General features: G+C 36.1%; 22 protein-coding genes. All 22 read left to right on the forward strand.

The window, feature by feature from the left end:
• The 22 genes from BJL90_RS09305 (at position 1) to dgoD (ending at position 25,073) form a co-directional block, all read left to right on the forward strand.
• Positions 1-1,293 (forward strand): ABC transporter substrate-binding protein, encoded by a 1,293-nt coding sequence (locus tag BJL90_RS09305; RefSeq protein WP_070966980.1) that lies wholly within the window; start codon positions 1-3, stop codon positions 1,291-1,293.
• A gap of 46 nt (positions 1,294-1,339) precedes the next feature.
• A complete protein-coding gene (locus BJL90_RS09310; protein WP_070966983.1) occupies positions 1,340-2,221 on the forward strand; it encodes a carbohydrate ABC transporter permease in 882 nt (293 codons plus the stop codon).
• Complete coding sequence (locus BJL90_RS09315; protein ID WP_070966986.1) at positions 2,221-3,129, forward strand: carbohydrate ABC transporter permease; 909 nt, start codon at positions 2,221-2,223, stop codon at positions 3,127-3,129. Before BJL90_RS09310 ends, BJL90_RS09315 begins: the two co-directional genes overlap by 1 nt.
• A 73-nt stretch (positions 3,130-3,202) precedes the next feature.
• Positions 3,203-4,768 carry a glycoside hydrolase family 28 protein gene (locus tag BJL90_RS09320; RefSeq protein ID WP_070966989.1) on the forward strand — a complete coding sequence of 522 codons (1,566 nt, stop codon included), beginning with the start codon at positions 3,203-3,205 and terminating at the stop codon, positions 4,766-4,768.
• A gap of 85 nt (positions 4,769-4,853) precedes the next feature.
• Positions 4,854-5,687 carry a 5-dehydro-4-deoxy-D-glucuronate isomerase gene (gene kduI / locus BJL90_RS09325; RefSeq protein ID WP_070966992.1) on the forward strand — a complete coding sequence of 278 codons (834 nt, stop codon included), beginning with the start codon at positions 4,854-4,856 and terminating at the stop codon, positions 5,685-5,687.
• A gap of 36 nt (positions 5,688-5,723) precedes the next feature.
• On the forward strand, positions 5,724-6,494 hold the full coding sequence (kduD, locus tag BJL90_RS09330; RefSeq protein WP_070966995.1) for a 2-dehydro-3-deoxy-D-gluconate 5-dehydrogenase KduD: 771 nt from the start codon (positions 5,724-5,726) through the stop codon (positions 6,492-6,494).
• Positions 6,495-6,748: 254 nt separating this feature from the next.
• On the forward strand, positions 6,749-7,420 hold the full coding sequence (locus tag BJL90_RS09335) for a FadR/GntR family transcriptional regulator (RefSeq protein WP_070966998.1): 672 nt from the start codon (positions 6,749-6,751) through the stop codon (positions 7,418-7,420).
• Positions 7,421-7,803: 383 nt separating this feature from the next.
• Positions 7,804-8,823 (forward strand): zinc-binding alcohol dehydrogenase family protein, encoded by a 1,020-nt coding sequence (locus BJL90_RS09340; protein ID WP_070967000.1) that lies wholly within the window; start codon positions 7,804-7,806, stop codon positions 8,821-8,823.
• Between the two features lie 137 nt (positions 8,824-8,960).
• Positions 8,961-10,244 (forward strand): nickel pincer cofactor-dependent isomerase, group 22, encoded by a 1,284-nt coding sequence (locus BJL90_RS09345; RefSeq protein ID WP_156778752.1) that lies wholly within the window; start codon positions 8,961-8,963, stop codon positions 10,242-10,244.
• Between the two features lie 78 nt (positions 10,245-10,322).
• The gene (locus BJL90_RS09350; protein ID WP_070967006.1) at positions 10,323-10,589 is read left to right on the forward strand and encodes a hypothetical protein; all 267 of its coding nucleotides are present in this window, start codon (positions 10,323-10,325) and stop codon (positions 10,587-10,589) included.
• Between the two features lie 136 nt (positions 10,590-10,725).
• Complete coding sequence (locus tag BJL90_RS09355; RefSeq protein WP_070967007.1) at positions 10,726-11,727, forward strand: TRAP transporter substrate-binding protein; 1,002 nt, start codon at positions 10,726-10,728, stop codon at positions 11,725-11,727.
• Between the two features lie 149 nt (positions 11,728-11,876).
• Positions 11,877-12,368, forward strand: a complete 492-nt coding sequence (locus tag BJL90_RS09360) for a TRAP transporter small permease (protein WP_070967010.1) — start codon at positions 11,877-11,879, stop codon at positions 12,366-12,368.
• 72 nt (positions 12,369-12,440) lie between these two features.
• Positions 12,441-13,727 (forward strand): TRAP transporter large permease, encoded by a 1,287-nt coding sequence (locus tag BJL90_RS09365; RefSeq protein WP_070967014.1) that lies wholly within the window; start codon positions 12,441-12,443, stop codon positions 13,725-13,727.
• Between the two features lie 291 nt (positions 13,728-14,018).
• The gene (gene uxuA / locus BJL90_RS09370; RefSeq protein WP_070967017.1) at positions 14,019-15,086 is read left to right on the forward strand and encodes a mannonate dehydratase; all 1,068 of its coding nucleotides are present in this window, start codon (positions 14,019-14,021) and stop codon (positions 15,084-15,086) included.
• An 11-nt stretch (positions 15,087-15,097) separates the two neighbouring features.
• Positions 15,098-16,720 carry a mannitol dehydrogenase family protein gene (locus tag BJL90_RS09375; protein ID WP_472235395.1) on the forward strand — a complete coding sequence of 541 codons (1,623 nt, stop codon included), beginning with the start codon at positions 15,098-15,100 and terminating at the stop codon, positions 16,718-16,720.
• Between the two features lie 447 nt (positions 16,721-17,167).
• Positions 17,168-17,863 (forward strand): FadR/GntR family transcriptional regulator, encoded by a 696-nt coding sequence (locus BJL90_RS09380; RefSeq protein ID WP_156778753.1) that lies wholly within the window; start codon positions 17,168-17,170, stop codon positions 17,861-17,863.
• Positions 17,864-17,896: 33 nt separating this feature from the next.
• Positions 17,897-18,976: an iron-containing alcohol dehydrogenase family protein gene (locus BJL90_RS09385; protein ID WP_070967022.1), complete on the forward strand. Its 1,080-nt coding sequence runs from the start codon at positions 17,897-17,899 to the stop codon at positions 18,974-18,976.
• An 86-nt stretch (positions 18,977-19,062) separates the two neighbouring features.
• A complete protein-coding gene (locus BJL90_RS09390) occupies positions 19,063-20,115 on the forward strand; it encodes a TRAP transporter substrate-binding protein (RefSeq protein WP_070967025.1) in 1,053 nt (350 codons plus the stop codon).
• A gap of 157 nt (positions 20,116-20,272) precedes the next feature.
• A complete protein-coding gene (locus BJL90_RS09395) occupies positions 20,273-20,803 on the forward strand; it encodes a TRAP transporter small permease (protein WP_070967027.1) in 531 nt (176 codons plus the stop codon).
• Positions 20,804-20,806: 3 nt separating this feature from the next.
• Positions 20,807-22,084, forward strand: a complete 1,278-nt coding sequence (locus BJL90_RS09400; protein ID WP_236905055.1) for a TRAP transporter large permease — start codon at positions 20,807-20,809, stop codon at positions 22,082-22,084.
• A 64-nt stretch (positions 22,085-22,148) separates the two neighbouring features.
• On the forward strand, positions 22,149-23,867 hold the full coding sequence (gene ilvD, locus BJL90_RS09405) for a dihydroxy-acid dehydratase (RefSeq protein WP_070967030.1): 1,719 nt from the start codon (positions 22,149-22,151) through the stop codon (positions 23,865-23,867).
• 57 nt (positions 23,868-23,924) lie between these two features.
• Complete coding sequence (dgoD, locus tag BJL90_RS09410; protein ID WP_070967034.1) at positions 23,925-25,073, forward strand: galactonate dehydratase; 1,149 nt, start codon at positions 23,925-23,927, stop codon at positions 25,071-25,073.
• The last annotated feature ends 26 nt before the right edge of the window (positions 25,074-25,099 follow it).

Here is a 25,099-nt window from a genome sequence, read left to right on the forward strand (position 1 = left end):
ATGAAAAAAATATCAAAGGTTCTAGCGATCATGCTTGTATTATCCATGTTTCTTACAGCATGTGCTGGTAGTACTGGTAGCTCAAGCAATGATTCAGGAGATATCATACTAAGATTTTCTTGGTGGGGTGGAGATGAAAGACACGAAAAAACATTAGAAGCAATAGCTTTATTTGAAGAGCAAAATCCAGGAATCAAAATTGAACCAGAGTATTCAGGTTGGCAGGGACATTTAGAGAAAATTACTACTCAAATTGTTGGAAATACTGCAGCAGATATCATGCAAATCAACTGGAACTGGATTTACTCCTTCTCTAGAGATGGAAACGGTTTCTATGATCTAAGCACTTTAGATGCCATTGATCTTAGCAATTATGAAGACTTTTTATTAGAACAAACAACAGTAGATGGTAAAGTAAATGCACTTCCTGTAGGAATTGGAGGAAAAGTATTCTACTACAACCAAACCACTTACGATAAAGCAGGTGTTGAGATTCCTCAAACCTTTGAAGATTTATTTGTAGCAGCACCGATATTTAAAGAAAAACTTGGTAACGATTACTATCCAATCGATTTAGATCAATATGGTGCCTTCTTAATGGTACTTTACTATCTAGAACAAAAAACAGGAAAACCTTTCATTGTTGACAATGAAGTTGCTTATACACAAGCAGAGTTAGAAGATGGCTATAACTTCTATATGGAAATGGTTGACAAGGGTGTAACACCTTCAATGCAAGTAAGAGCAGGGGCTGGTGATGTTGCTGTAGACCAAACACCTAGCTGGATTCAAGGTAAATACGGTGGAACTTATGAGTGGGATAGTGCAGTAAATAAATTCTTAGCAGCACTAGAAGGAGATCAAACGATGGTTACTGGTGAGTTTTTAAATGATATTGGACCTCACCAATCTGCTTTAAATAAGGTTTCAATGACTTTTGCTATCAATAAGAATACAAAATACCCAGAGGCAGCTGCAAAGTTCTTAAACTTCTTAGTATCAGATCCAGAAGCAACAAGAATCCTGGGAACTTCAAGAGGTATCCCAGCCAATAAAGCAGCAGAAGAAGTACTTCTAGAAGAAGGATTACTTTCAGGTCTTAATTATGAAGGAAATGTAAAAGTACAAGAATTTGCTGGTAAAGGTATTAGCCCATACTTTGAAGCAGATGAGCTTAACAGTTTCTTTAGAGCTGTTGTAGAAGAATTAGGATTTGGAATCATTGATGCATCAACAGCAGCAGCGAAAACCATTAGTGAAACAAATAGATTATTAGCAGAATTAGCACAATAGACTTGAGGGGGCTTGCCCCCTCAAACTATAATTGAAGGAGGCAATTATGAAGCTATTAAAAAAGTATGAAGGATTATTATATATATTGCCATGGATGATAGGAATTATAGTATTTACCGCGTTTCCTTTTATTACTTCACTTGTATTAAGTTTTACAAACTATAACCTTATATCTTCCCCACAATTTGTTGGGTTTGAAAATTATATAAGAATGTTTCAAAATGATGATTTTTGGAAGGCTTTATGGATTACCTTTAGGTATGTTTTTGTAACAGTACCTTTAAAATTAGCCTTTGCATTGTTTATTGCTTACATTTTGAATTTTAAGCTTAAGGGAGTAAACTTTTTTAGAACAGCTTACTATCTGCCTTCTATCCTTGGGGGAAGTGTAGCCATCGCTGTATTGTGGCGATTTATTTTTGCAGATACAGGATTGATTAATATTTTCATGGGTTTTGTGGGTTTAGATCCTATCAGTTGGTTAGGGGATCCTAGGTATGCTCTTTTTACTTTGAGCCTTTTAAGGGTGTGGCAGTTTGGATCTCCAATGGTTATCTTCTTAGCAGCATTGAAAAACATACCAGAGTCTTTATATGAGGCAGCAAAAATTGATGGAGCAAGTAAAGTAAGTATGTTTTTCAAAATCACTCTTCCGATGATAACACCTGTTGTGTTTTTTAACTTTATTATGCAGCTAATTCAAGCATTCCAGGAGTTTAATGCTCCTTATATTATCACCGGTGGAGGACCACTAAAATCTACCTATCTACTTCCGCTTATGATTTACGATAACTCTTTTAAGTATTTTAGAATGGGTTACGGAAGTGCTATGTCATGGTTCTTGTTTATCGTTATTATGATATTTACTGCAATTGCCTTCAGATCCGAAAAGTATTGGGTACACTACTCTGATGGAGGGGATGAATAATGGGAGCAAAAACAATTGTTAGAGAAGAAGAACTCATTAAAAAAGATGAGGCCCGTAGAATTAGAAGAAAAAGAAAAGAGCAAATGGGAAAAGTCCTTAGATATACTGTGCTTTGTATTGTAGGTTTGTTCATGCTATATCCGCTGATTTGGTTAGTAGGAGCTTCTTTTAAAACCAATGCAGAAATATTTACTTCTATTGGATTTTTACCAAGTGAATTTGATTTTTCAGGTTATGCTAGAGGTTGGAATACGTCTACTCAGTATACTTTCGCAACTTATTTTGCAAATACATTTAAAATCGTCATACCCAAAATGATTTTAACTGTAATATCAACGGTATTAACTGCCTATGGCTTTGCAAGATTTAAGATACCAGGAAAAAAATATCTGTTTTCAATTTTAATAGCAACGCTTTTACTGCCAAATGTAGTTTTAAGAATCCCTCAATACCTTATGTTTAGAGAGTTTAACTGGTTAAATAGCTATAAACCTTTGGTAGTACCAGCTGCCTTTGCGGTGGATGCTTTCTTTGTATTCATGTTGATTCAGTTTATTCGAGGGTTACCGAAGGATTTAGAGGAGGCGGCAGTAATTGATGGTTGTAACTCATTCCAAGTACTGATTTATGTACTAATACCAATGTTAAAGCCAGCGATTATTTCTGTAGCACTGTTCCAGTTCATGTGGACAATGAATGACTTCCTAGGACCATTGATTTATCTTTCAAGTGTAGAAAAATATCCGGTCTCTATTGCTCTGAAGATGTCTATGGATGCCAGTGCTTTAGTGCAGTGGAATCAGATTATTGCTATGTCAGTAATTGCATTACTTCCTTCATTGATTGTATTCTTCCTTGCGCAAAAACACTTTGTGGATGGTATATCTACTTCTGGTTTAAAAGGGTAAAAATTAGGAATACTATAATGAGATTGCTACAAGAAAAAATTCTGTTTACAGCAGTGTGTATTGAGGAGGCAATATGAAGTTTGAAATTATATCAATCACAGCACGGACAATTACCATAGAAATAGTAAATAAAGAATGCGTTTTTTCAAAAAATGAATTTGAAATTTATATCAATGGAGACTTAAAAACCTTATCCAATAGAAATGTTACAACGTTATTGGGATTAGAACCCAATAAAGAGTATGAAATTTATTTGAAGGATACTAAAACCCTTGAAAATAGTAATATTAAGCTTTTCAAAACCTTAAATGAATATGTAACCTTAAATGTAAGAGATTTTGGTGCATCGGGGACAGGGGACCAGTACGATACTGCTGCATTGCAGGCAGCAATTATGGTTTGTCCCTCTAATGGAAGAGTGGTGGTGCCAGAAGGAATTTATCTAACTGCACCACTTTTTTTGAAAAGCAATATTACTTTGGAAATTCAAAGAGGGGCTGTGCTTTTAGGAAGTGATATTAGAGAAGACTATCCTATCTTACCGGGACTAACAAAGACCACCGATGAGAGAGATGAGTTTTATCTAGGATCATGGGAGGGAGATCCTTTCGATTGTTTTGCCAGTTTAATTACTGGCATAGGTGTAAATAATGTAAAAATTATCGGGGAAGGTATTCTTGATGGCAATGCATCCTTTGATAATTGGTGGAAGGATGCTAAAAAGAAAAGAACCGCCTGGAGGCCTCGAACAATATTTTTCAAGGATTGCAAAGATATTTTAGTAGAGGGGATCACTGTTCAAAATTCTCCTTCATGGACGATTCACCCAATGTTCTCGGAAAACTTAAGTTTTATTAACTTAAAGGTCATCAACCCTAAAGACTCTCCAAATACAGACGGCATTAACCCTGAATCTTGTAAAGATGTAAGATTAGTAGGTGTTGATTTTTCTGTAGGCGATGACTGCATTGCCATCAAGTCTGGAAAATTATATATGGGAAAAAGGTTGAAAACTTCTTCAGAAAATATCGTCATTAGAAACTGTCATATGAAGTTTGGTCATGGTGGTATTGTCATTGGCAGTGAAATGGCAGGAGGTGTAAAAAACATCTATGCCATTCGATGCATCTTTGAAGAAACCGACCGGGGTATTAGAATTAAGACCCGAAGAGGAAGAGGGGAAGACGGTGTAATAAATGGCATCAATGCAGAAAATATTATCATGAAAAAAGTATTGACACCTTTTGTTATCAATTGCTTTTATTTCTGTGATCCCGATGGGAAAACAGAATATGTATGGAGTAAAGAAAAACTTCCGGTTGATGAAAGAACACCTTCTGTAAGAAATATCTATCTGAAGAATATTATTTGCGAAGATTGTGAGGTTGCAGCAGGCTTTATTTATGGACTACCTGAAAGAAAGATAGAAAACATTTTCTTAGAAAATATAAAGATTAGTTTTTTAGAAGATGCTAGGCCAGGATATCCTGCGATGATGAGCTTTTTGGAAGAACAGGTACGGGCAGGATTTTTTATTGGCAATGCTAGGAATGTTCAGATCAAGAATTTAACAACTGAAAATGTGATAGGAGAATCTTTTGTTCTATCTGAAGTAGAAAATTTATTTCATAATCAATAGGAGGGCGTTATCTTCTATTGATTATGAAAATCTATTGTACTTTATAGCTTAATGAAAAATATATAAAAAAATAGGAGGAAGAATAATGTTAGAAGTAAGATATGCTTCAAGTAATAAAGACGCTAAGGGTTATGATACACAAAGACTGAGAGAAGAGTTTCATATTGGAGGTCTTTTTCAAAGGGATGAAATAAAACTGGTTTATTCTCATATTGATAGAATTATTGCTGGTTCTGTAGCTCCTGTGGAAAAAGAACTAAAGCTAGAGGCAGGAAAAGAAATTGGTGCAGAATATTTCTTAGAAAGAAGAGAATTAGGGATTATTAATATAGGTGAAAAAGGGATTGTCATCCTTGATGGAGAAGAATTTGAACTTGACAAAAGAGATGGACTTTATGTAGGGATGGGCATCAAAGATGTGGTGTTTAAGTCAGTGGATAAAGAAAATCCTGCTAAATTTTACATAAACTCAGCACCAGCCCATACTTCTTATCCAACAGTGAAAATTAATATTAAAGATGCTAATCCAGTAAATTTGGGTTCTGAAAAAGAGTTGAATAAAAGAACGATTTATCAATATGTACACCCAAATGTATGTAAATCCTGTCAATTGTTAATGGGAATGACTTTGTTAGAGGAAGGGTCTGTATGGAATACAATGCCTGCCCACACCCATGACAGAAGAATGGAAGTATACTTTTATTTTGATATGGATGAAGACGCAATGGTTTTCCACATGATGGGAGAACCTAAAGAGACAAGACATATTATTATGAGAAATGAAGAAGCGGTGATTTCTCCATCATGGTCTATTCATTCAGGGGTAGGAACGAAAAAATATACCTTTATTTGGGGAATGGTTGGGGAAAATCAAACATTTACTGATATGGATCACATTGATAACAAAGATTTGTTATAAGTTCGTAGAACAATTAGCTTTATAGGAGGGATGACTATGGATTATCTATTAGAAAACTTTGGTTTATCTGGTAAAGTAGCTATGGTAACTGGAGGGAACAGTGGCATAGGATGGGCAATTGCTCAAGGGTTAGCAAAGGCGGGGGCAGATCTTTTTCTTTATACACATTCAGCGAGAAATATTGAAGAGGTTACAAAGGAAATCGAAGCTATCGGTAGAAAAGTAAAGTTTGCCCATGGCGATCTTGATAGAGAAGATGATGCCATGGCAGCGGTTGAAAAGTGCATAGAAGCCTATGGGAAAATTGATATTTTAGTAAATAATGCAGGCATGATTCATAGAGCCCCTTTACTAGAAGGTGACAATGAGGGATGGAAGAAGGTTATTGACTTAAATCTTAGTGCTGTATATTATTTATCTAAAGTAGCAGGAAGACATATGACCCAGCAGGGAAGTGGCAAAATTATCAATATTGCATCGATGTTATCCTTCCAAGGTGGAAAATTTGTACCTTCCTACACTGCTTCAAAGCACGGTGTAGCAGGACTGACCAAAGCATTTGCCAATGAATTAGCTGAAAGCAATGTACAAATTAATGCAATAGCACCGGGCTATATTGAAACTGCTAATACAGCACCAATTAGAGCTGATGAAAAAAGAAATGCTGAGATTTTAGGAAGAATCCCTGCAGGTAGATGGGGAAAAACAGAGGATTTAGCAGCAGCAGCGGTGTTTTTAGCTTCAAAAGCCTCTGACTACATGAATGGCCATGTTTTATGCGTAGATGGTGGATGGCTGGTAAGATAGCATAAAAATTGATACAAAAAACAAAGCAACTTATTTTGGAAAAATCTACAGGATAAGTTGCTTTGTTTTTGTATTAATGTACATTTTTTCAAGAACTTTACTTTTAAATATGCATGTGTTTTCAAAATAATTGATTTGTATAATGCTTAAAGTGGGATACGGAAATTAGATTTTTTATAAAAAAAGTCTTTTAAAAGATAATTTAATATGCTATATTAAATTATTAAATAAGGTTTTAGAAAGGATATAAACAATTGAGTACTATAAGTGATGAAATCTATACAAATATAAAAAACCAAATCATAGAGGGAAAATTAAAACCAGGTGATAAACTTCCTACTGAAAATGAAATGTGTAGGATATGGAGTACCAGTAGAGTATCGGTAAGAGAGGCAATGGAAAGGTTAGTAGCTTTAGGTATTCTGAAAAAGGTACAAGGAGGGGGAACCTATGTAAATGAACCTGATTCATCTATTTTTCTGGATCCTCTTTTACCTTTTGTGATATTTCGAGAAGAAAAGATTGTAGATATTCTTAAATTTAGAAGTATCATCGAAATTGGTAGTGCTAAACTTTGCGCTAAAAATAGAGATGAAGAAAATTTGAAGAATTTAAGAAAATATCTTGATAGCATGGAGGAAAATACAGATTCTAAGAGTAAGTTTGTTGAAGCTGATCTGGAATTTCATATGGAAATTGCACGAGGTAGTAAGAATCCTATTAATGTAAAAATTAATGAGATGTTGCGTCATGTTATGAGGAAACATCAGATAACTTTGAACAATATCTTAGGTGTATCCACCAGTATTAAGGAACATAAAAGTATTTATATAGCAATTGAGGAACAAAATAGTGAGCTTGCTGAACATTTTATCGAAAAACATATTTTAAGAGCAATTGATGATATAGGAAGGCTGGACTGCTAAAGTTTTATCAATAATATATAGAAATTAAGAGTGGTTTGCTATGAATATAGTTGCAAACCACTTTTTTATTTTTTAATATTTGTATTACAAATATTAAAGAGTGTTGAAAACAATAATAACAAATTAACGAAAAAACAATGAATATCCGCTATAAAAATCTGTTGACATAAAAAAAAGCATGCCTTATAATAAAAACAACAAATATTTGTATTACAAATTTTGAAAATCAATTTATTTTCATACTAATCTATGCATAGAATGCGTAGTATCGATTATACAACTTTTAGTAGAATTCTATTTTCATCACAAAACAAAACGAAGAAAACGTTAACCATTTTGTTGAATCTAAAAAAACCAACAATATACAAAGGGGGAGTTTCGAAATGAAAGCAGCTAAAGTAATTTCGCCAAGAAACTTAGAAATATGTGATGTGCCCGTTCCTAAAATTACAAATGAAAATGAAGTTTTAATAAGAGTTAAGGCTGCTGGAATATGTGGCTCAGACATTCATATTTATCACGGAACCTCTCCGGTAGCAACCTATCCAAGGGTTATAGGGCATGAGGTTGTAGGGGAAGTGGTAGAAGTTGGAACAAAAGTAACAAAAGTCTGTGTAGAGGATCATGTTATTATGGATCCTGTAGTTGGATGTGGAGAGTGTTACCCATGCTCTATTGGAAGACCAAATGTATGCTCTTACCTGAAGGTACGAGGTGTCCATGTAGATGGAGGATACCAGGAATATATTGTATTACCTGAAAGTGGCGTTCATAAGATTTCAAAGGAGTTGAGTTGGGAAGAGGCTATTCTTATTGAGCCTTTTACGATTGCAGCTCAAATTGCTTCCCGTGGAGAAATCACTAAAAGAGATACTGTGTTTATCATGGGAGCAGGTCCTGCTGGACTTTGTGCAGCACAGGTTATAAAAAGAATAGGTGCAAAATGTATTATTTCGGATTTGGTTGATGCTAGGCTTGAACTGGCGCAAAAAATGGGCGTAGATATGACAATTAATCCGTCTAAACAAGATGTGGATAAAGTTATCATGGATGAAACCAATGGCTTAGGGGTACCTGTTATTATCGATGCTGTATGTATTCCACAAACCTTTGAACAAGCAGTAAAACTTGCAGCCTCAGCTGGAAGAGTCATTCTTCTAGGCTTTACAGACACACCGTCTCAAATAGCTCAACTAGAAATAACAAAAAAGGAATTAGATGTAAAGGGGTCGAGACTTCACAGTAATAAGTTTCCAGAAGTAATTGAGTGGTTCAATAAAAAAGAAATCGATCCTAAAATACTTATATCCAATGTCTATAATTTCTCAGACATTATGAAGGCGATTGAGCAAGTAGAGAATAATCCTATTGAGACCTACAAAGTTATTTTGAAATTTGATTAATATTTATTATAAATAGAAAATCCAAATATATAGCAGATAAAAACATAATGTATAGAAAAAATTAAAAGCTGTTAACAGACTGAATAAATTTTTCTCTGGATAATCATTACAATGTTAACAACAGAATGGAGGTTAAAATGGGTGTTGTAAGTGAATTGTTGAAGGATGTTAAACTACCTAAAATGGTAAAAATAAGACAAGTTTTTCCTAGAGAAAAAATTGAGAATATACCGGAAGTTTTAAAATCTGAACTTTTAAAAGAGCAAATTAAAAGCAGCATAAAGCCTGGTATGCAAATTGCTATAACTGGAGGTAGTAGAGGGGTTGCGAATATCGCTCTTATCTTGAAGGAGATAGCTGCATTTGTAAAAGAACAGGGAGCGCATCCCTTTATCATACCAGCTATGGGAAGTCACGGTGGTGCTACTGCTGAAGGACAGGTAGAGGTTCTTGAAAGTTTTGGCATTACAGAAGAATTTTGTGGTTGTCCTATTAAAGCGACTATGGAAACGAAGCAAATAGGATTTACCGATGAAACACAATTTCCACAGCAATATCCAGTATTTATTGATAAATATGCTGCAGAAGCAGATGGAATTATTGTTGTAAATCGTATTAAGACACATCCTGCTTTCCGTGGTACCTATGAATCTGGTTTAATGAAAATGATGACCATCGGTCTTGGTAAGCAAAAAGGAGCAGAAACTTGCCACGAAGTGGGAGTCAAACACTTAGCTGCATTGGTACCGCTTTTTGGAAATGCCATTTTAAAAAATTCAAATATTCTCTTTGGTGTAGGTATGATAGAAAATCCTTTTGACGAAACATGTAAAATTATTGCTTTAACAAAGGAAGAAATACCTGAAAAAGAACCAGCTCTATTATTAGAGTCTAAAGCTTTAATGCCCAAAATATTGATAGAGGAAACCGATATATTAATTGTTGATAAAATCGGTAAGAACTTCTCTGGTGATGGTATGGATCCTAATATTACAGGAAAATTTCCTACGCCTTATGCTTCTGGTGGTATTAAATCGCAACGCGTTGTTTTGCTGGACTTAAGTGATGAGACTCATGGCAATGCTAATGGACTAGGGATGGCACATATGGTTACACGTCGACTTTTTGAAAAGGCAGACTTAGAAAAAACTTATCCGAACTCTTTGACAGCTAAAATTGTAGAAAATATCAAAATACCAATGATATTAGAAAATGATAAAGAAGCGATTAAAGCGGCTATCAAAACATGTGTAGAGATTGACAAGGATGCTCCAGCAATTATTCGAATCCCAAATTCCTTGCACATAGAATATATCCATATTTCTGAATCTTTATTAGAAAAAGCAAAGACTATACCAGGTATTGAAATCCTTGAAGAACCAAAAGAATTTCTATTTGATGAAAACGGTAACTTGTGGTAGTCACAAATAACCACTTGAGTTTAAGGTAGTTCTATGGTTAAATAGACAGACGAATATAAGAGAAAAGGGGGAATCGGAATGAGTGTTAATGTAATTTGGCTTACAGTCGCACTACTTCTAACAGTAATATTGATAGTATTCATGCTCAAAACAGATTTTGCTGGAAAACTACAATTGTTTTCTCTGGTAGGCTGGATTACCTTTTTATGTTATTATATGGCTATAGGATTGCCTCGATGGACGCTACATCTTTATGCTTTAATTTGTGTATCAACTGCAATGTTGTATCGACTTAAATATATAAGAAAAAGAAAATTGGTAAGCAAGACAGCAAAACAATTATAAATTATTAAAAATTTTTAATATCTGAAGAAGTTTTGTTATTTGTGGTTTGAAAATTTAGCGTACAAAATGAGTATTAAAATAAGCATTTAAGCTTTTAATTTAAAAAAATCAATGAAAAAATGAGGAGGTATTTAAAATGAAAAAAAAGATTACGATTTTATTATCCATTTTATTGCTTATGAGTTTAACGCTTGCAGCTTGTAGTTCTAGTCCGGCAGGGACATCTGCTGGAGGTTCCGTTGAGTTTAATGTAGGTCATTCAGCTTCTGAGACTAGTCCTGTTGGACAAGGGTTAGTTAAATTTAAAGAACTTGTTGAAGAAAAAACCGATGGGCGTTATCAAATACAGATTTTCCATAACGGACAACTTGGAGCTGAACGTGACTTGGTTGAAGGTGCTCAACTTGGGTCAATTGATATGGCAATTGCTAATCAAGGGCCAATGACGAACTTTGCACCAAGCCTTGCTGCGGTAGACTTGCCATATCTAATCAGAAGCTATGAGCACGCGGATAATATATTCTTAGGGGAAATAGGTAAGGCTTTTATGGAAGAAATAGATGCTGCTGGACTTAAGACACTTGGATTTTGGGAATCAGGCTTCCGTAACTTAACAAACAGCAAACAGCCAGTTAATAGCGTTGCAGATGTAAAGGGACTTAAAATCAGAACTATGGAAAATCAGGCACATCAAGGACTATGGAGAGCATTAGGTGCTGACCCTGTTCCAATGTCATGGGGTGAGGCGTATACTGGAATGCAGCAAGGAGCTCTTGATGGACAAGAGAACCCATTATCTGTAATATTACAAATGAATGTAGCTGAAGTTAATAAGCATCTTGCCATGACTGAACACGTATACGCATCTGTTGTATTCATCATGAGCCCTAATGCATGGAACAGTTTATCAGCAGAAGATCAAGCGATATTTGGAGAAGCGGCTTATGAAGCTGGGCTATACCAACGTCAAGTACAACGTGATATGAATAATTCTGCCTTAGAAGAACTTGAAAAACTAGGTATGCAGGTTACCTATCCAGACAAGCAAGAATTTATCGATGCTTCAGAGAACTTCAAAAGAGAGTTTGGTCAAAGATATGAGGATATTATTAATAAAATCAATGAACTTGAAGACTAAAACTTGATAGGAAAGAAAAAGAAATAGCCAAAAGGGTAAAAAGCTTCCACTTACAACGAATGTTTAGAAGTGGAAGCTTATACTTAAAGAGAAAATCTAGATAAAGATACAAACATGTTAGCGAGATTTCTAAGAAATGGGTGAAAAAGATGAAAAAAAATGCATTGCTTGGGTTTTATGAAAAGATTCAAAATGGGATACACACACTCATAACGATAATCTTAGGACTGATGATGGTTGTTATTCTATTGCAAACAGTGACAAGGTATGTTTTCTTCTACAGTCTGCCGTGGTCAGAGGAACTTTCAAGATACTTATTTGTATGGATGATTATGCTTGGGATTAATATAGGAATACGGGATGACATGCAGGTTAGAATTGATATTATAGATAAAGTATTCAAAGGTCGAGGAAAAATAGTTCTAGCTGTTTTCCAACAGCTTGTGTCGTTAATCGTTAGTGCGGTGTTCTTCTATAGTTCCTTTAACTTTATAGCCATAGGTGCAAGGCAGCTTAGTCCTGCTATGCAAATTCCAATGAGATATATTTATTTATGTCTTCCAGTTGGTCTTGGAATCGCCATGTTAGAAATATTGAGAAAACTTGTTTCTGCTGCAAAAGGTGAACTAGATGAGGTATAAAGCCCTGCGTTGTAGCAGAAGGCAGGAGAAGTATATAAAATTATATTTTGATGATGGAGGTGCTATATACTAATGGGTACTGCAGAAACCGTATTAATTGTTACGTTGCTTATTACAATGCTTGCTGGTGTACCAATCACATGGTCACTTGGATTGGCTAGTATGCTATCCATTGCTGTGAATAGTAGATTGCCAATCACAGTTATTTCGCAACGTCTCTTTACAGGAAGTGATTCATTTTCAATGTTAGCTATTCCGGCCTTTATCCTTGCTGGCGATATTATGTCAAAGGGTGGTCTGTCTAAACGGCTTGTTAACTTTGCAAATTCGCTGGTGGGATGGATTGCTGGAGGTGTGTCATTGGTATCGCTTGTAGCTTGTACCTTCTTTGCAGCTATTTCGGGTTCATCCGTTGCTACAACAGCCGCAATTGGTGGGTTGATGTATCCAGAAATGGTAGATAGAGGTTATCCGAAAGATTATTCCTCTGCAGTTCAGGCTATAGGAGGAACCTTAGGTATCGTTATTCCACCCAGTATTGTTTTGGTTATTTATGGAAACATAACAGGTGTATCAGTAGCTGATTTATTGATGGCCGGAATTATTCCAGGTATTATTTGTGGTATAGCCTTATGTGTAATGGCTTACTTTATTGCAAAAAAACAAAATTTTCCAAAAGAGGCAAAGTTCGTTCCAAAGAATTTAGCTGTTACCTTTAAGGATGCTATATGGGCATTGATCATGCCAGTTATTATTTTAGGAGGTATTTATTCTGGGGTTTTTACACCTACAGAATCCGCAGCAGTAGCTGTATTTTACGGTATTATAGTATGCGTTTTTATTTACAAGGAGTTAACCTTTAAAGATTTATGGCCAATTATGAAGGAAACCGCAAAATCCAGTGCTAATTTGATGATGTTGGTGGTTACAGCACAGTTGTTTGGTTGGTTGATAACCTACTATAAAATACCTATTTATGTAACTGAGGTATTTATGACGGTTGCAAGTAATAAGTATATATTTTTAATTCTTGTAAATTTACTGCTTATTATAGCGGGTATGTTTATGGAGGTAGGTGCAACAAATCTTATTCTAGCACCGATTTTAGCACCGATTGCTGTTGCTTTTGGCGTAGATCCTGTACAGTTTGGGATGGTATTTGTATTTCTTCTAGCTATGGGTCAGGCAACCCCACCTTTTGGTACCACGATGTTTGTAGCTTCTGGTATAAGTAAAGAACCGGTGAGTCGTGTAGCAAAGCAAATTCTACCTTTCACTGCAGTTCAAATCGCTTGCGCATTGTTGTTCTCCTTTGTACCAATTCTTTCTACACTTTTACCTTCGCTTCTTAACAAATAATAGGATTTATTATAGGCATACGTCTTTAAACTTAAATTTTAATATCTAGGGCCTATGGTTTCGCTAGTTAAAAAACCGTAACCCTTAGCATATTAAAATTCATAGGTGCATGTCTATCGTAAGTAGACAAGCAAAGGTAAGAAAATACCGCATGTATTAAACTTTACAGGTAAAGGTTTTGTATGTTTAAAAATTTGCGGATTTATAAAGTTGAATTTTCATACGATTTTCCGACAAAACAATTTGTTTATGTTAGTAAAATATATTAATTTGAAAGTGGTGAAATAAATTATGAAAATGACATTAAGATGGTTCGGCAGCAAACATGATAGTATAACTTTAAAACAAATTAGACAAATACCAGGCTGTGTAGGTGTAATAACAACGCTTTATGATACGAAGCCTGGAGAAGTTTGGCCTCCTGAAGCAATAAGAGCTATGAAGGAAGAAATAGAGGCAGCGGGACTTGAACTTAGTGGTATTGAAAGTGTTAATATCCATGATGATATTAAAATTGGCCTACCAACAAGAGACAAGTATATCAACAACTATATCCAAACCCTTGAAAATTTAGGTAAGGAAGGAATCGACCTTGTATGCTATAACTTCATGCCTGTATTTGACTGGACAAGATCTGATCTTGCTAAGGTAAGACCTGATGGCGCGACAGTTCTTTCCTATGATCAAGCCTTGATTGATCAAATTGATCCAGCTAAGATGTTTGATCAGATGGAGTCCAGTTCCAATGGTTTTGCGTTGCCAGGATGGGAACCAGAAAGACTTGCAAGGGTTAAGGAACTGTTTGAAATGTATGAAGATGTGAATGAAGAAAAGTTATTTGAAAATCTTGTATATTTTTTAAAGGCAATTATGCCTACTTGCCAAAAATATGGCATTAAGATGGCGATTCATCAAGATGATCCAGCTTGGCCTGTATTTGGATTACCGAGAATCGTTAATAACAAAGAAAGTATCCAAAGGATTCTTGATGCGGTTCCTGTTATGAATAACGGATTAACATTATGTACGGGATCTCTCGGTTCTAACCCTGACAATGATATTCCAGATATGATAAGAAGTTTCAAGGGGAGAGTTCATTTCGGTCATGTTAGAAATGTGATCCATCTTGCTCCTGGTAAATTTGACGAAGCAGCTCACCTTTCTTCCGACGGTTCATTGGATATGTATGAAATCATGAAAGCCTTTTATGAAATTGGCATGGAAGGGCCTATAAGACCAGACCATGGAAGAGCGATTTGGGATGAAGTTTCAATGCCTGGCTATGGACTGTATGATAGGGCTTTAGGAGCAACTTATTTAAATGGTATTTGGGAAGCTCTTGAGAAATCATCTAAATAAGTTAGGGAAGGATGATGAAGATGAAGTTGAATATAAATAGCTTAAAAAATACGAAGGTTTGGGAAGATAAAGGATATAGACTTCCTAAGTTCAACTATGAAGAGGTAAAAGCAAATACAATGAAAAATCCCAACTGGATTCATTTTGGTGCTGGAAACATCTTTAAGGCATTTTTAGCGAATGTACAGCAAAATATTTTAGATGCAGGAAAAAGTGACAGAGGAATTGTTGTTGCAGAGGGTTTTGATTATGAAATTATCGAGAAAATGAACAAACCTCATGATGATTTAACGCTTCTTGTTACGCTAAAGTCAAATGGGAGCATCGAAAAAACTGTAGTTTCAAGCATAGTAGAGTCACTTATAGTAGATGCGGAAAACGAAGGAAATTGGAATAGACTGAAAGAGATTTTTGCAAATCCAAGTTTGCAAATGGTGAGTTTCACAATAACTGAAAAGGGATACAGCTTAAAAGATGCTAAAGGTGAAGTTCTTCCTGCGGTTTCAGAAGATTTTAAAAGAGGGCCGAAGGCACCAGTTAGTTATATAGGAAAAGTAGCATCTCTTGTATATGAGAGATATATAAACGGGAAAACACCTCTTGCTCTTGTAAGTATGGACAATTGCTCTCATAATGGTACGAAACTTCATAATGCAGTTAGGGCTTTTGCAAAGGCTTGGGTAACAAATGGACTGGTAGCGGATGGATTTGAAAAATATGTGAATGATCCTAATTTTATTTCCTTCCCATGGTCCATGATTGATAAAATAACCCCTAGACCTGATGCAAGCGTAAAAGAAATGCTAAAAAGTGATGGGTTTGAAGATATTGAAGATGTTATTACAGCAAAGAATACTTATGTAGCTCCTTTTGTAAATGCAGAAGAGCCTGAGTATCTTGTGATTGAGGACGTTTTTCCAAATGGAAGACCGAATCTTGAAGAGGGTGGCGTGATTTTTTCACAGAGAGAGACGGTTGATAAAGTGGAAAAGATGAAGGTGTGTACTTGTCTTAATCCACTACATACCGCCCTTGCTATATACGGCTGTCTTTTAGATTATACTTTAATTTCCAAAGAAATGGAGGACCCTGAACTTAAAGCATTGGTGGAGAAAATTGGCTATGTAGAAGGTTTGCCTGTAGTTGTAAACCCTGGAATCATTGATCCAAAAGAATTTATTGATGAAGTGCTTAATGTAAGGTTCCCAAATCCATTTATGCCTGATGCTCCTCAAAGGATTGCCACAGATACTTCTCAAAAACTTGGAATAAGATTTGGAGAGACCATCAAAGCCTATATGGAAAGAGAAAATCTTAATGTGAAAGATTTAAAATATATTCCTCTAGTTTTAGCAGGATGGTGCAGATATCTCATGGGAATTGATGATAAGGGAAATAAAATGCAGTTAAGTCCTGATCCAATGTTGGAAGAATTAACGCCTTATGTTTCAGAGATTAAGCTTGGCGATCAAGGACCTTTTACTGAAAATTTAAAACTGATTTTATCAAATGCATCGATTTTTGGTGTAGATCTATATGAGATTGGGTTAGGTAAAATCATAGAAGACTATTTTGGTGAATTAGTAGCATCTGAAGGTGCAGTAAGAGAAACATTGAAGAAGTATTTGGGTTAAATGATTAAAATAAACATAGGTAAACAAGTTCACCTAAAAGTAGGATGCTAAAATCTTAAAAAATGTGTTTGGAAGAAATAAAAAGTTTTTTTACGTAAGCGATGAATGATGTGTCATATCGATAGTCATTTATCGCTTTTTTATTTTTTACTTCCTGGGACACCCTATATTCTATAAAATATAAGTTAAATAAAATGGCAGAAAAGGTATGACAAGTAAACGCTAAAATATATAGAAAACTATAGAAAAAGAATATTGTATACAACTTATAATACAAGTTGAAGATTCAAAAAAATAAAAAAATACCTAAAAACCTTAAAATTCAAGGGTTGTAAAGGGAAATATCATAAAAAAAGTACAAAAAAAGTTATTGACAAGGGTAAAGGTCTTATATATAATCAAATTAAATTATATGTTGTCTGACAAGTGATGGAGGAAGTGAAGAAGTTGGAAAAGAAAAAAGTAAATACCAGCGAAATCGTTTACAGAGCTATTGAAGAAAAGCTATTTAATAAAGAATGGACCAGCGGCATGAAAATCGCCTCAGAGAACCAACTCTCTCAAGAATTAGGGGTTAGTAGAATGTCTGTACGGGAAGCAATTGAAAAAATGGTGGCTCTAAATGTTCTCACCAAGAGACAAGGGGAAGGAACCTTTGTCAATGAATTATCGCCTTCCATTTATCTAAACAGTCTTGTGCCAATGCTTCTTCTTGATAAGGATAACTTATTAGATGTATTGGAGTTTAGAGAAGTGATAGAAGCAGACAGTGCTAGATTTTGTGCAGAAAGATGTGACGATAGCACGATTAAAATATTGGAAGAATGTTACCAAGTTATGTATGACAACAATGATACATCCGAAGCTTTTGCAAACGCTGACTACCAGTTTCATATGGAGATTGCAAAAGCCAGCAAAAACTCTTTAATTATAAAAGTAAATAGTATTTTAACCGATATTTGGAAGTTTCAGCAAAATGAAATTAATCGATATCTAGGTCCGGAACGAGGTGTAAAAGAGCATAAAAAAATATTGGATGCTATTAAAGAAAGAGATCCTGAGCTAGCTGCACTTTTTATGAAACGTCACGTAGCAAGAACGAAAAACGACATCTTAAGTATTAAAGAGAAAGAAAAAAAATAAAGACATTAAATATATTATTTAAGAGGTGAGGATATGAAAAGTGTAACAGTGAAGTTTCCAAACTATGCCATTCAGGAAAACGTTCTATTTTCAGTAGGAAATGTATTAAAAGATTACGGAAAGCGTGTATTGGTGGTAGGAGGAAAAACAGCATTACAAAAAACCACAGAGCAGTTAAGGAAATCCTTTGCAAATAGCAATATACATGTTATCGATTTCCTGTGGTATGGTGGGGAATGTACCTTTCATAACATTGACAGTATTGCTGAAAGGGCAAAGGCAGAAAAAGCAGATATGATTGTGGGCGTAGGTGGAGGAAAAGCAATTGATACAGCAAAAGGTGCTGCAGAAAAAGCAGGCCTTTTATCCTTCACCATACCAACGATTGCTGCAACTTGTGCTGCCACCACGCCTTTATCGATTGTATATACAGAGAAAGGTGACTTTGAAGCTTTGTTTCATCTAAGCCAACCGCCAGTACATATTTTTATGGATAGTGGGGTAATTGCAGATGCCCCTGCTAAGTATCTATGGGCCGGTATTGGGGATACAATAGCAAAATATTATGAAGTAGGTATTACTACAAGAGGGAAAACCTTGTCCCATAGTGCAATGATGGGAAAAGAAATCAGTATTATGTGTGTAGAACCATTGATTCAGTATGGAAAAAAAGCATTGTTGGATAGTGAAAATAAAGTAGCATCCTATGAACTAGAACAAATTATTCTAAATAATATTATCAGCACAGGAATTGTAGCCATGCTGGTGGGGGATGAGAATAATGGTGCTATTGCCCATGGTTTGTTTTATGGACTCACCTTATTAGAGGAGATAGAAAAACATCATCTTCATGGAGAGGTTGTGGCTTATGGAGTTTTAGTGTTGTTGGCAGTAGATCATCAGGAAGAGGAATTAGATAAGCTGATTTCCTTCTATAAAGAAGTAAAATTACCTACCTCTTTAGGAGATATTGATGTGAAAAATGATAGAAACTATCTAGAGGCTGTCTTGGAAAAGGCGATAGATGCTCCTGACATGAAAAAAACGCCTTATCCAGTAAGCAAAGATATGTTGTTTGAGGCCATACAAAGATTAGAAGGAAAAAAAGCTTAAAGGTTCAGTATGAATGATTCTTTATACTATAGCGCTAAAAATAGTATAAAGTCATTATAAAACAAACAAATAAGGGGGAAAATTTCATGAAAAAAATGAAAAAGTTAGTTGTAGTGATGCTGGTCTTATCATTGATAGTAGCCATGGTAGGATGCAGCAGTGCTCCATCAAATGGTGAGCAAGGAGAAGCTGGCAGTGTAGAACAAGAAAAGTATGTCATCCGCGCAGGAATTGGTCTTAACGATCAGCATCCACAGTACAAGGGCTTAGAAATATTTAAAGAGTACATTGAAAGAGAAAGTGATGGAAGAGTTGAAGTTCAATTATTCCACAGTAGTCAATTAGGGGACGATATTCAAATGATGGAGGCATTACAGCTAGGAAGCCAAGAAGTTACATGTCCTTCCTCTGCACCTATTACTTCTATCGATAAAAGATTTATGATCTTCGATCTACCATTCTTATTCCCAACAGAAGAAGTAGCTTCAGATTTTGTTGATGGACCTCTTGGACAAGAATTATTAGATGGATTAGAAGAACATGGATTAGTAGGTTTAGCTTATTGGGAAAATGGATACCGTCATTTAACCAATAACGTAAGAGAAGTAAAAACACCTGAAGATATGAAGGGCTTGAAAATTAGAACAATGGAAAATCAAGTACATTTAGACTTCTTTAGAGCGCTAGGTGCAAACCCAACACCAATGCCTTTTGGTGAATTATTTACAGCAATGCAGCAAGGTGTTGTAGATGGACAAGAGAATCCAGTACCAACAATTTATCTACAAAATTATCCTGAAGTACAAAAATATACAACATTAACAGGTCATGTTTATAGTCCCTTCGTATTATTGATGAGTAAAGTATTCTGGGATGGTCTTCCAGCAGATTTACAAGAGATTGTACAAGAAGCTGCCTTCATAGCTAGAGACGAAGAAAGAAGAATCAGCCGTGAGTACACAGAAGAATTAGCTGATGGATTAAGGGAAGCAGGAATGACTGTAACAGAATTGACACCAGAACAACAACAAATGTTCCAAGAAGCTACAAGTTCTACTGTTGAAAAGTTTAAAAATGAAATTGGAGCAGATTATGTAGAGCAAGTATTAGCAGAAATTGAACGTTTATCAAATAGATAATCTAAAGAATCACGGTGATATAGGCGCAACAACTGTATAGAAAACTAAAAAGGAGTTTAAATAAATTATTTAAGCTCCTTTTTCATAGAAAAAAAAGGACAATTCCCTAGGGAAATCATAAAAATGATTGTTTAAAGTACAAAGGAGGCAAAGAGTAATGGAAATATTAAAGCATATTCCAAAGGGCTTATCGACAGTGAATAGATACATCAGTTATTTGTTTAAAATAATGATTGCCCTAGGACTAACTGTAATGGTGGGGATCGTTTTTTACTCTGTCATTAGTCGTAACTATCTCAACGCATCTATTGCATGGTCAGAGGAATTATCTAGAATTATGTTTGTTTGGATGGTTTTTAATGGTGCAGTTTTAGGTTTATATTATAAAGAACATTTAGGATTAGATATTGTTATTAATAAGTTGAAGCCTCATCAACAACTGATCTTTGAAATTGTTTCATGGATTTTAATTATATTTGTAACCAGAGCCATGATTTTAGGGGGGCACAGAATTGTAGCCACCATCAAAAATGCTCGAACACCTGCGTTGGGTTTGCCAACCTACATCAAATATCTACCGGTAGTGGTGGCAGGATATGCCATGATTTTAATTGCTATAGAAAACTTATTTAACAGTATCATCGGGTTAATAGAGCATTTTACTAAGAAAAAAGTAGGGGAGGAATAAACAATGGATATGCTCATTATCTTTTTAGCAGCACTTTTTGGTTTTTTATTGATTGGTGTTCCTGTGGCTTTTTGTTTAGGCTTAGCAGCATTGGTCATGATGGGAATCCAAAATTTTGGCTATGATATTTTGGTGCAAAAAATGGTAGGTGGTATAGACAGTTTTCCTCTACTGGCGGTGCCTTTTTTCATGCTTGCCGGAGAGATTATGAACTCTGGTGGCATTGCAAAACGAATTATTAATTTATCAAATTCTTTAGTGGGTCACATAACAGGTGGTCTAGGATTAGTAAACATTGTAGCCAGCATGTTTTTTGGAGGTATTTCTGGTTCTTCTGTAGCGGATACAGCTGCTATCGGTGGTCTTTTGATTCCAGCTATGAAGGAAGACGGTTATGATGCAGATTTTTCTGCTGCTGTAACAGCTTCTTCAGCTACGATGGGCATTGTTATTCCTCCTAGCATTCCTATGATTTTATTTGGTCTAATTGGCGGCACCTCTGTAGTAAGAATGTTTTTGGGGGGAATTATTCCTGGTATTTTGATAGGGTTTTCTCTATTGGCTTTGACCTATATCATATCAAAAAAGAGAAACTATCCTAAAGGGGATAAATTCTCCATTACAAGAGTATTTAAAGCGTTAAAAGAGTCGATTTGGGCAGTTTTTTTGCCAGTAATTATTATAGGTGGTATCATTTCTGGATACTTTACCCCTACTGAAGCGGCTGTTGTATCGGTAGTATATGCACTTATTGTTTCTCTTTTTATCTACAAGGAGATGTGTATCAAAGATCTGCCGAGGATTTTAATTGATACGGGAAAAACAACTGGGATTGTTATGTTGGTAGCAGGAACAGCCATGGTGGTTGCTTGGTTATTAACGGTTGTAAGAATACCACAAAGTATTGCCGCCACAATTCTATCTATTTCAGACAATCCATTGATTGTGCTATTGATTATCAACTTCTTCTTGCTTTTGGTAGGAAGTGTTATGGACTTAACACCGGCCTTATTGATTTTAACACCAGTTTTACTGCCGGTAGCTACTGCGGTAGGCATCGATCCAGTATTCTTTGGCGTAATGATGGTTATTAACCTAGGAATCGGATTAGTAACACCACCAGTAGGTACGATATTATATATTTCCTGTGGTATTGCTAAGATTTCATTAGAAAGGATTACGAAGGCGATGCTTCCTTTTCTAGCAACACAAGTAGCGATTTTATTACTGATTATCCTATTCCCTCAGTTGGTTTTATGGATACCAAATGCACTAAGGTAATAGGCTGATTTTGAAAAATACCGATGCATAGAAGTGTTTAATCTATGTGATAGGAGGATTATAGATGCTAAAAAGTCAGAAGATGAGAAGTATTGCAGTAGAAATGGATGCCCTCAAAATGGGAATGGGTTGGACTGCTGATGACTTGGAAAAGCCACAGGTTTTTCTTCAAAGCACTTGGGGAGACAGCCATCCAGGGAGCGTCCATTTAAATAAGTTGATTTTTGCTGCAGAGAAAAAGTTAAATTTATTGGGGGCAAAGGCTGCGAAATATACAACAACAGATATTTGTGACGGCATTGCTCAAGGTCACGATGGCATGAATTATTCATTGCTTTCGAGAGAAGTGATCGCTAATATGATCGAAGTACAGGCTACTGCCACCCCTTTTGACGGAGGACTATTTATATGTAGTTGTGATAAAGGGGTACCTGCCCACTTAAAGGCAGTGGCACGTATTAATATGCCTTCAATCGTTGTACCTGGTGGGGTAATGAAGGCAGGCCCGAACATGCTGACACTAGAGCAAATAGGAACCTATAGCGCTTTATTGAAACGGGGAGAAATCACAGAAGAGGATTTCAAAGAAAAGCAGCATACAGCTTGTCCCACCTGTGGTGCATGTGCCTTCATGGGAACCGCTGCCACGATGCAAGTAATGGCTGAAGCATTAGGTTTGGCTTTACCTGGTAGTGCTTTGATGCCGGCTACAGTGGAAGAAATGCAGGAAGTTGCTAAGGAGGCAGCTGCCCAGTTACTGGAGATTATAAAGCAGGATATAAAACCATCTGATATTTTAACCACCAAAGCCTTTGAGAATGCTATCATGGTGCATGCAGCTATTGCTGGATCTACAAATACCCTGCTTCATCTGCCAACAGTAGCGCATGAGGTAAATATGGATTTGGATCCAATGTTATTTGATGCTATTCATAGAAAAATTCCTTATCTAGTGAATATTCGTCCCAGTGGTACTTTCCCAGCGGAATATTTCTGGTATGCGGGAGGATTACCTGCAGTGATGGAGGAAATTAAAGAATTTTTACACTTAGATGTGATGACGATAACAGGCAAAACATTAGGAGAAAATCTACAGAATTTAAGGAAAAGCGGCTTCTTTGAAAGAAGTGAAAAGTACTTAGAGGGTCTCGGTTTAAAAAGGCAAGAGATTATTAGATCTATAGATAATCCAATCCAAAAAGAGGGTGCTGTGGCAGTATTAAAAGGAAACTTAGCCCCTGAAGGAGCAGTAGTAAAGCATTCAGCCGTAGCAAAGGAAATGCTAGAGGCGACATTGATTGCTAGGCCCTTTGATTGCGAGGAGAAGGCCTTTGAAGCGGTGGTAAACAAGACGATTAAACCTGGTGATGCAGTTTTTATTCGATATGAAGGGCCTAAGGGTTCTGGCATGCCAGAAATGTTTTATACTACGGAAGCTATTGCATCAGATCCTGAGTTGGTTTCTTCTGTTGCCTTGATCACCGATGGTAGATATTCTGGCGCTACCAGAGGGCCTGCTATTGGACATGTTTCTCCAGAAGCTGTTGAAGGAGGACCTATAGCATTTGTGGAGGAGGGGGATTTAATAAAAATTGATATTCCTAATAGAGTATTAGAAATTGTTGGGGTGCAGGGAGAAGAAAAAAGCAAAGAAGAGATAAAAGCAATACTGGCTGAAAGAAAAAAACATTGGAAAAAGCCAATGATGAAGAAAAAAACCGGAATATTAGGAATTTATAGTAAGTTAGCTGTTTCTCCAATGAAGGGAGCATATATGGAATAACCGATGAGTAGTTTAACTTGTATGACTACTCTCTATATAGATTAAGGAGGATTTATAATGAAGATAACAAAGTTTGAGTTGTTTCAAGTCCCACCAAGATGGCTGTTTCTAAAAATAGAAACAGATGAAGGGATCATCGGTTGGGGTGAGCCTGTTGTAGAAGGTAGAGCCCATACAGTAAAGGCTGCGGTGGAGGAACTAAGTGAGTACCTTATAGGTAAGGACCCTCTAAAAATAGAGGACCATTGGCAGGTTTTATATAGAGCCGGTTTTTATAGAGGCGGTCCTATCTTGATGAGTGCCATCTCTGGTATTGATCAAGCCCTATGGGATATAAAAGGAAAATTTTATAATGCCCCTGTTTACGATTTGCTGGGAGGCGCTTGTAGGGATAAGATTAAAGTTTATTCTTGGATCGGTGGAGATCGACCTAGCGATGTGGCTCAAGCTGCTCTTGAAAAAAAACAGCAAGGTTTTACTGCTATTAAAATGAATGGCACGGAAGAACTCCAGTATATTGATTCTTACGATAAAATAGATGCCGTTGTGGAGAGAGTGGCTGCCATTAGAAAAGTAGTAGGTAAAAATTTTGGTATTGGTGTAGATTTTCATGGGAGGGTTCATAAACCGATGGCAAAGGTATTGGCTAAGGCATTAGAGCCTTATCAACTGATGTTTATTGAAGAGCCAGTACTATCGGAAAACCTGGAGGCATTAAAAGAAATAGCCATGCATACTTCTACCCCTATCGCTACTGGAGAGAGGATGTTTAGTCGTTGGGACTTTAAACATATCTTATCCGAAGGGTATGTAGATATTATACAGCCGGATCTTTCTCATGCAGGTGGTATTACGGAATGTAGAAAAATAGCTACAATGGCAGAGGCCTATGATGTTGCTTTAGCGCCCCATTGTCCATTAGGGCCTATCGCCTTAGCTTCATGTCTTCAAGTAGATGCCTGCAGTTATAATGCTTTTATTCAAGAACAGAGTTTAGGTATTCATTATAATCAAGGAAATGATATACTAGACTACTTGAAGGATAAAACTGTATTTAAATATGAGAAGGGTTATGTAGAGATGCCAAAGGGGCCGGGGTTAGGTATAGAAATTGATGAAGCAAAGGTGAGGCAAGCAGCTAAGGAAGGCCATAACTGGAAAAATCCTGTTTGGAGACACGAAGACGGCAGTGTTGCCGAGTGGTAATCCAATCAAGTTACTAGGAGGAGGAA

Origin of the sequence: Clostridium formicaceticum (assembly GCF_001854185.1) — a bacterium.
Lineage (GTDB): Bacteria > Bacillota > Clostridia > Peptostreptococcales > Natronincolaceae > Andreesenella > Andreesenella formicacetica.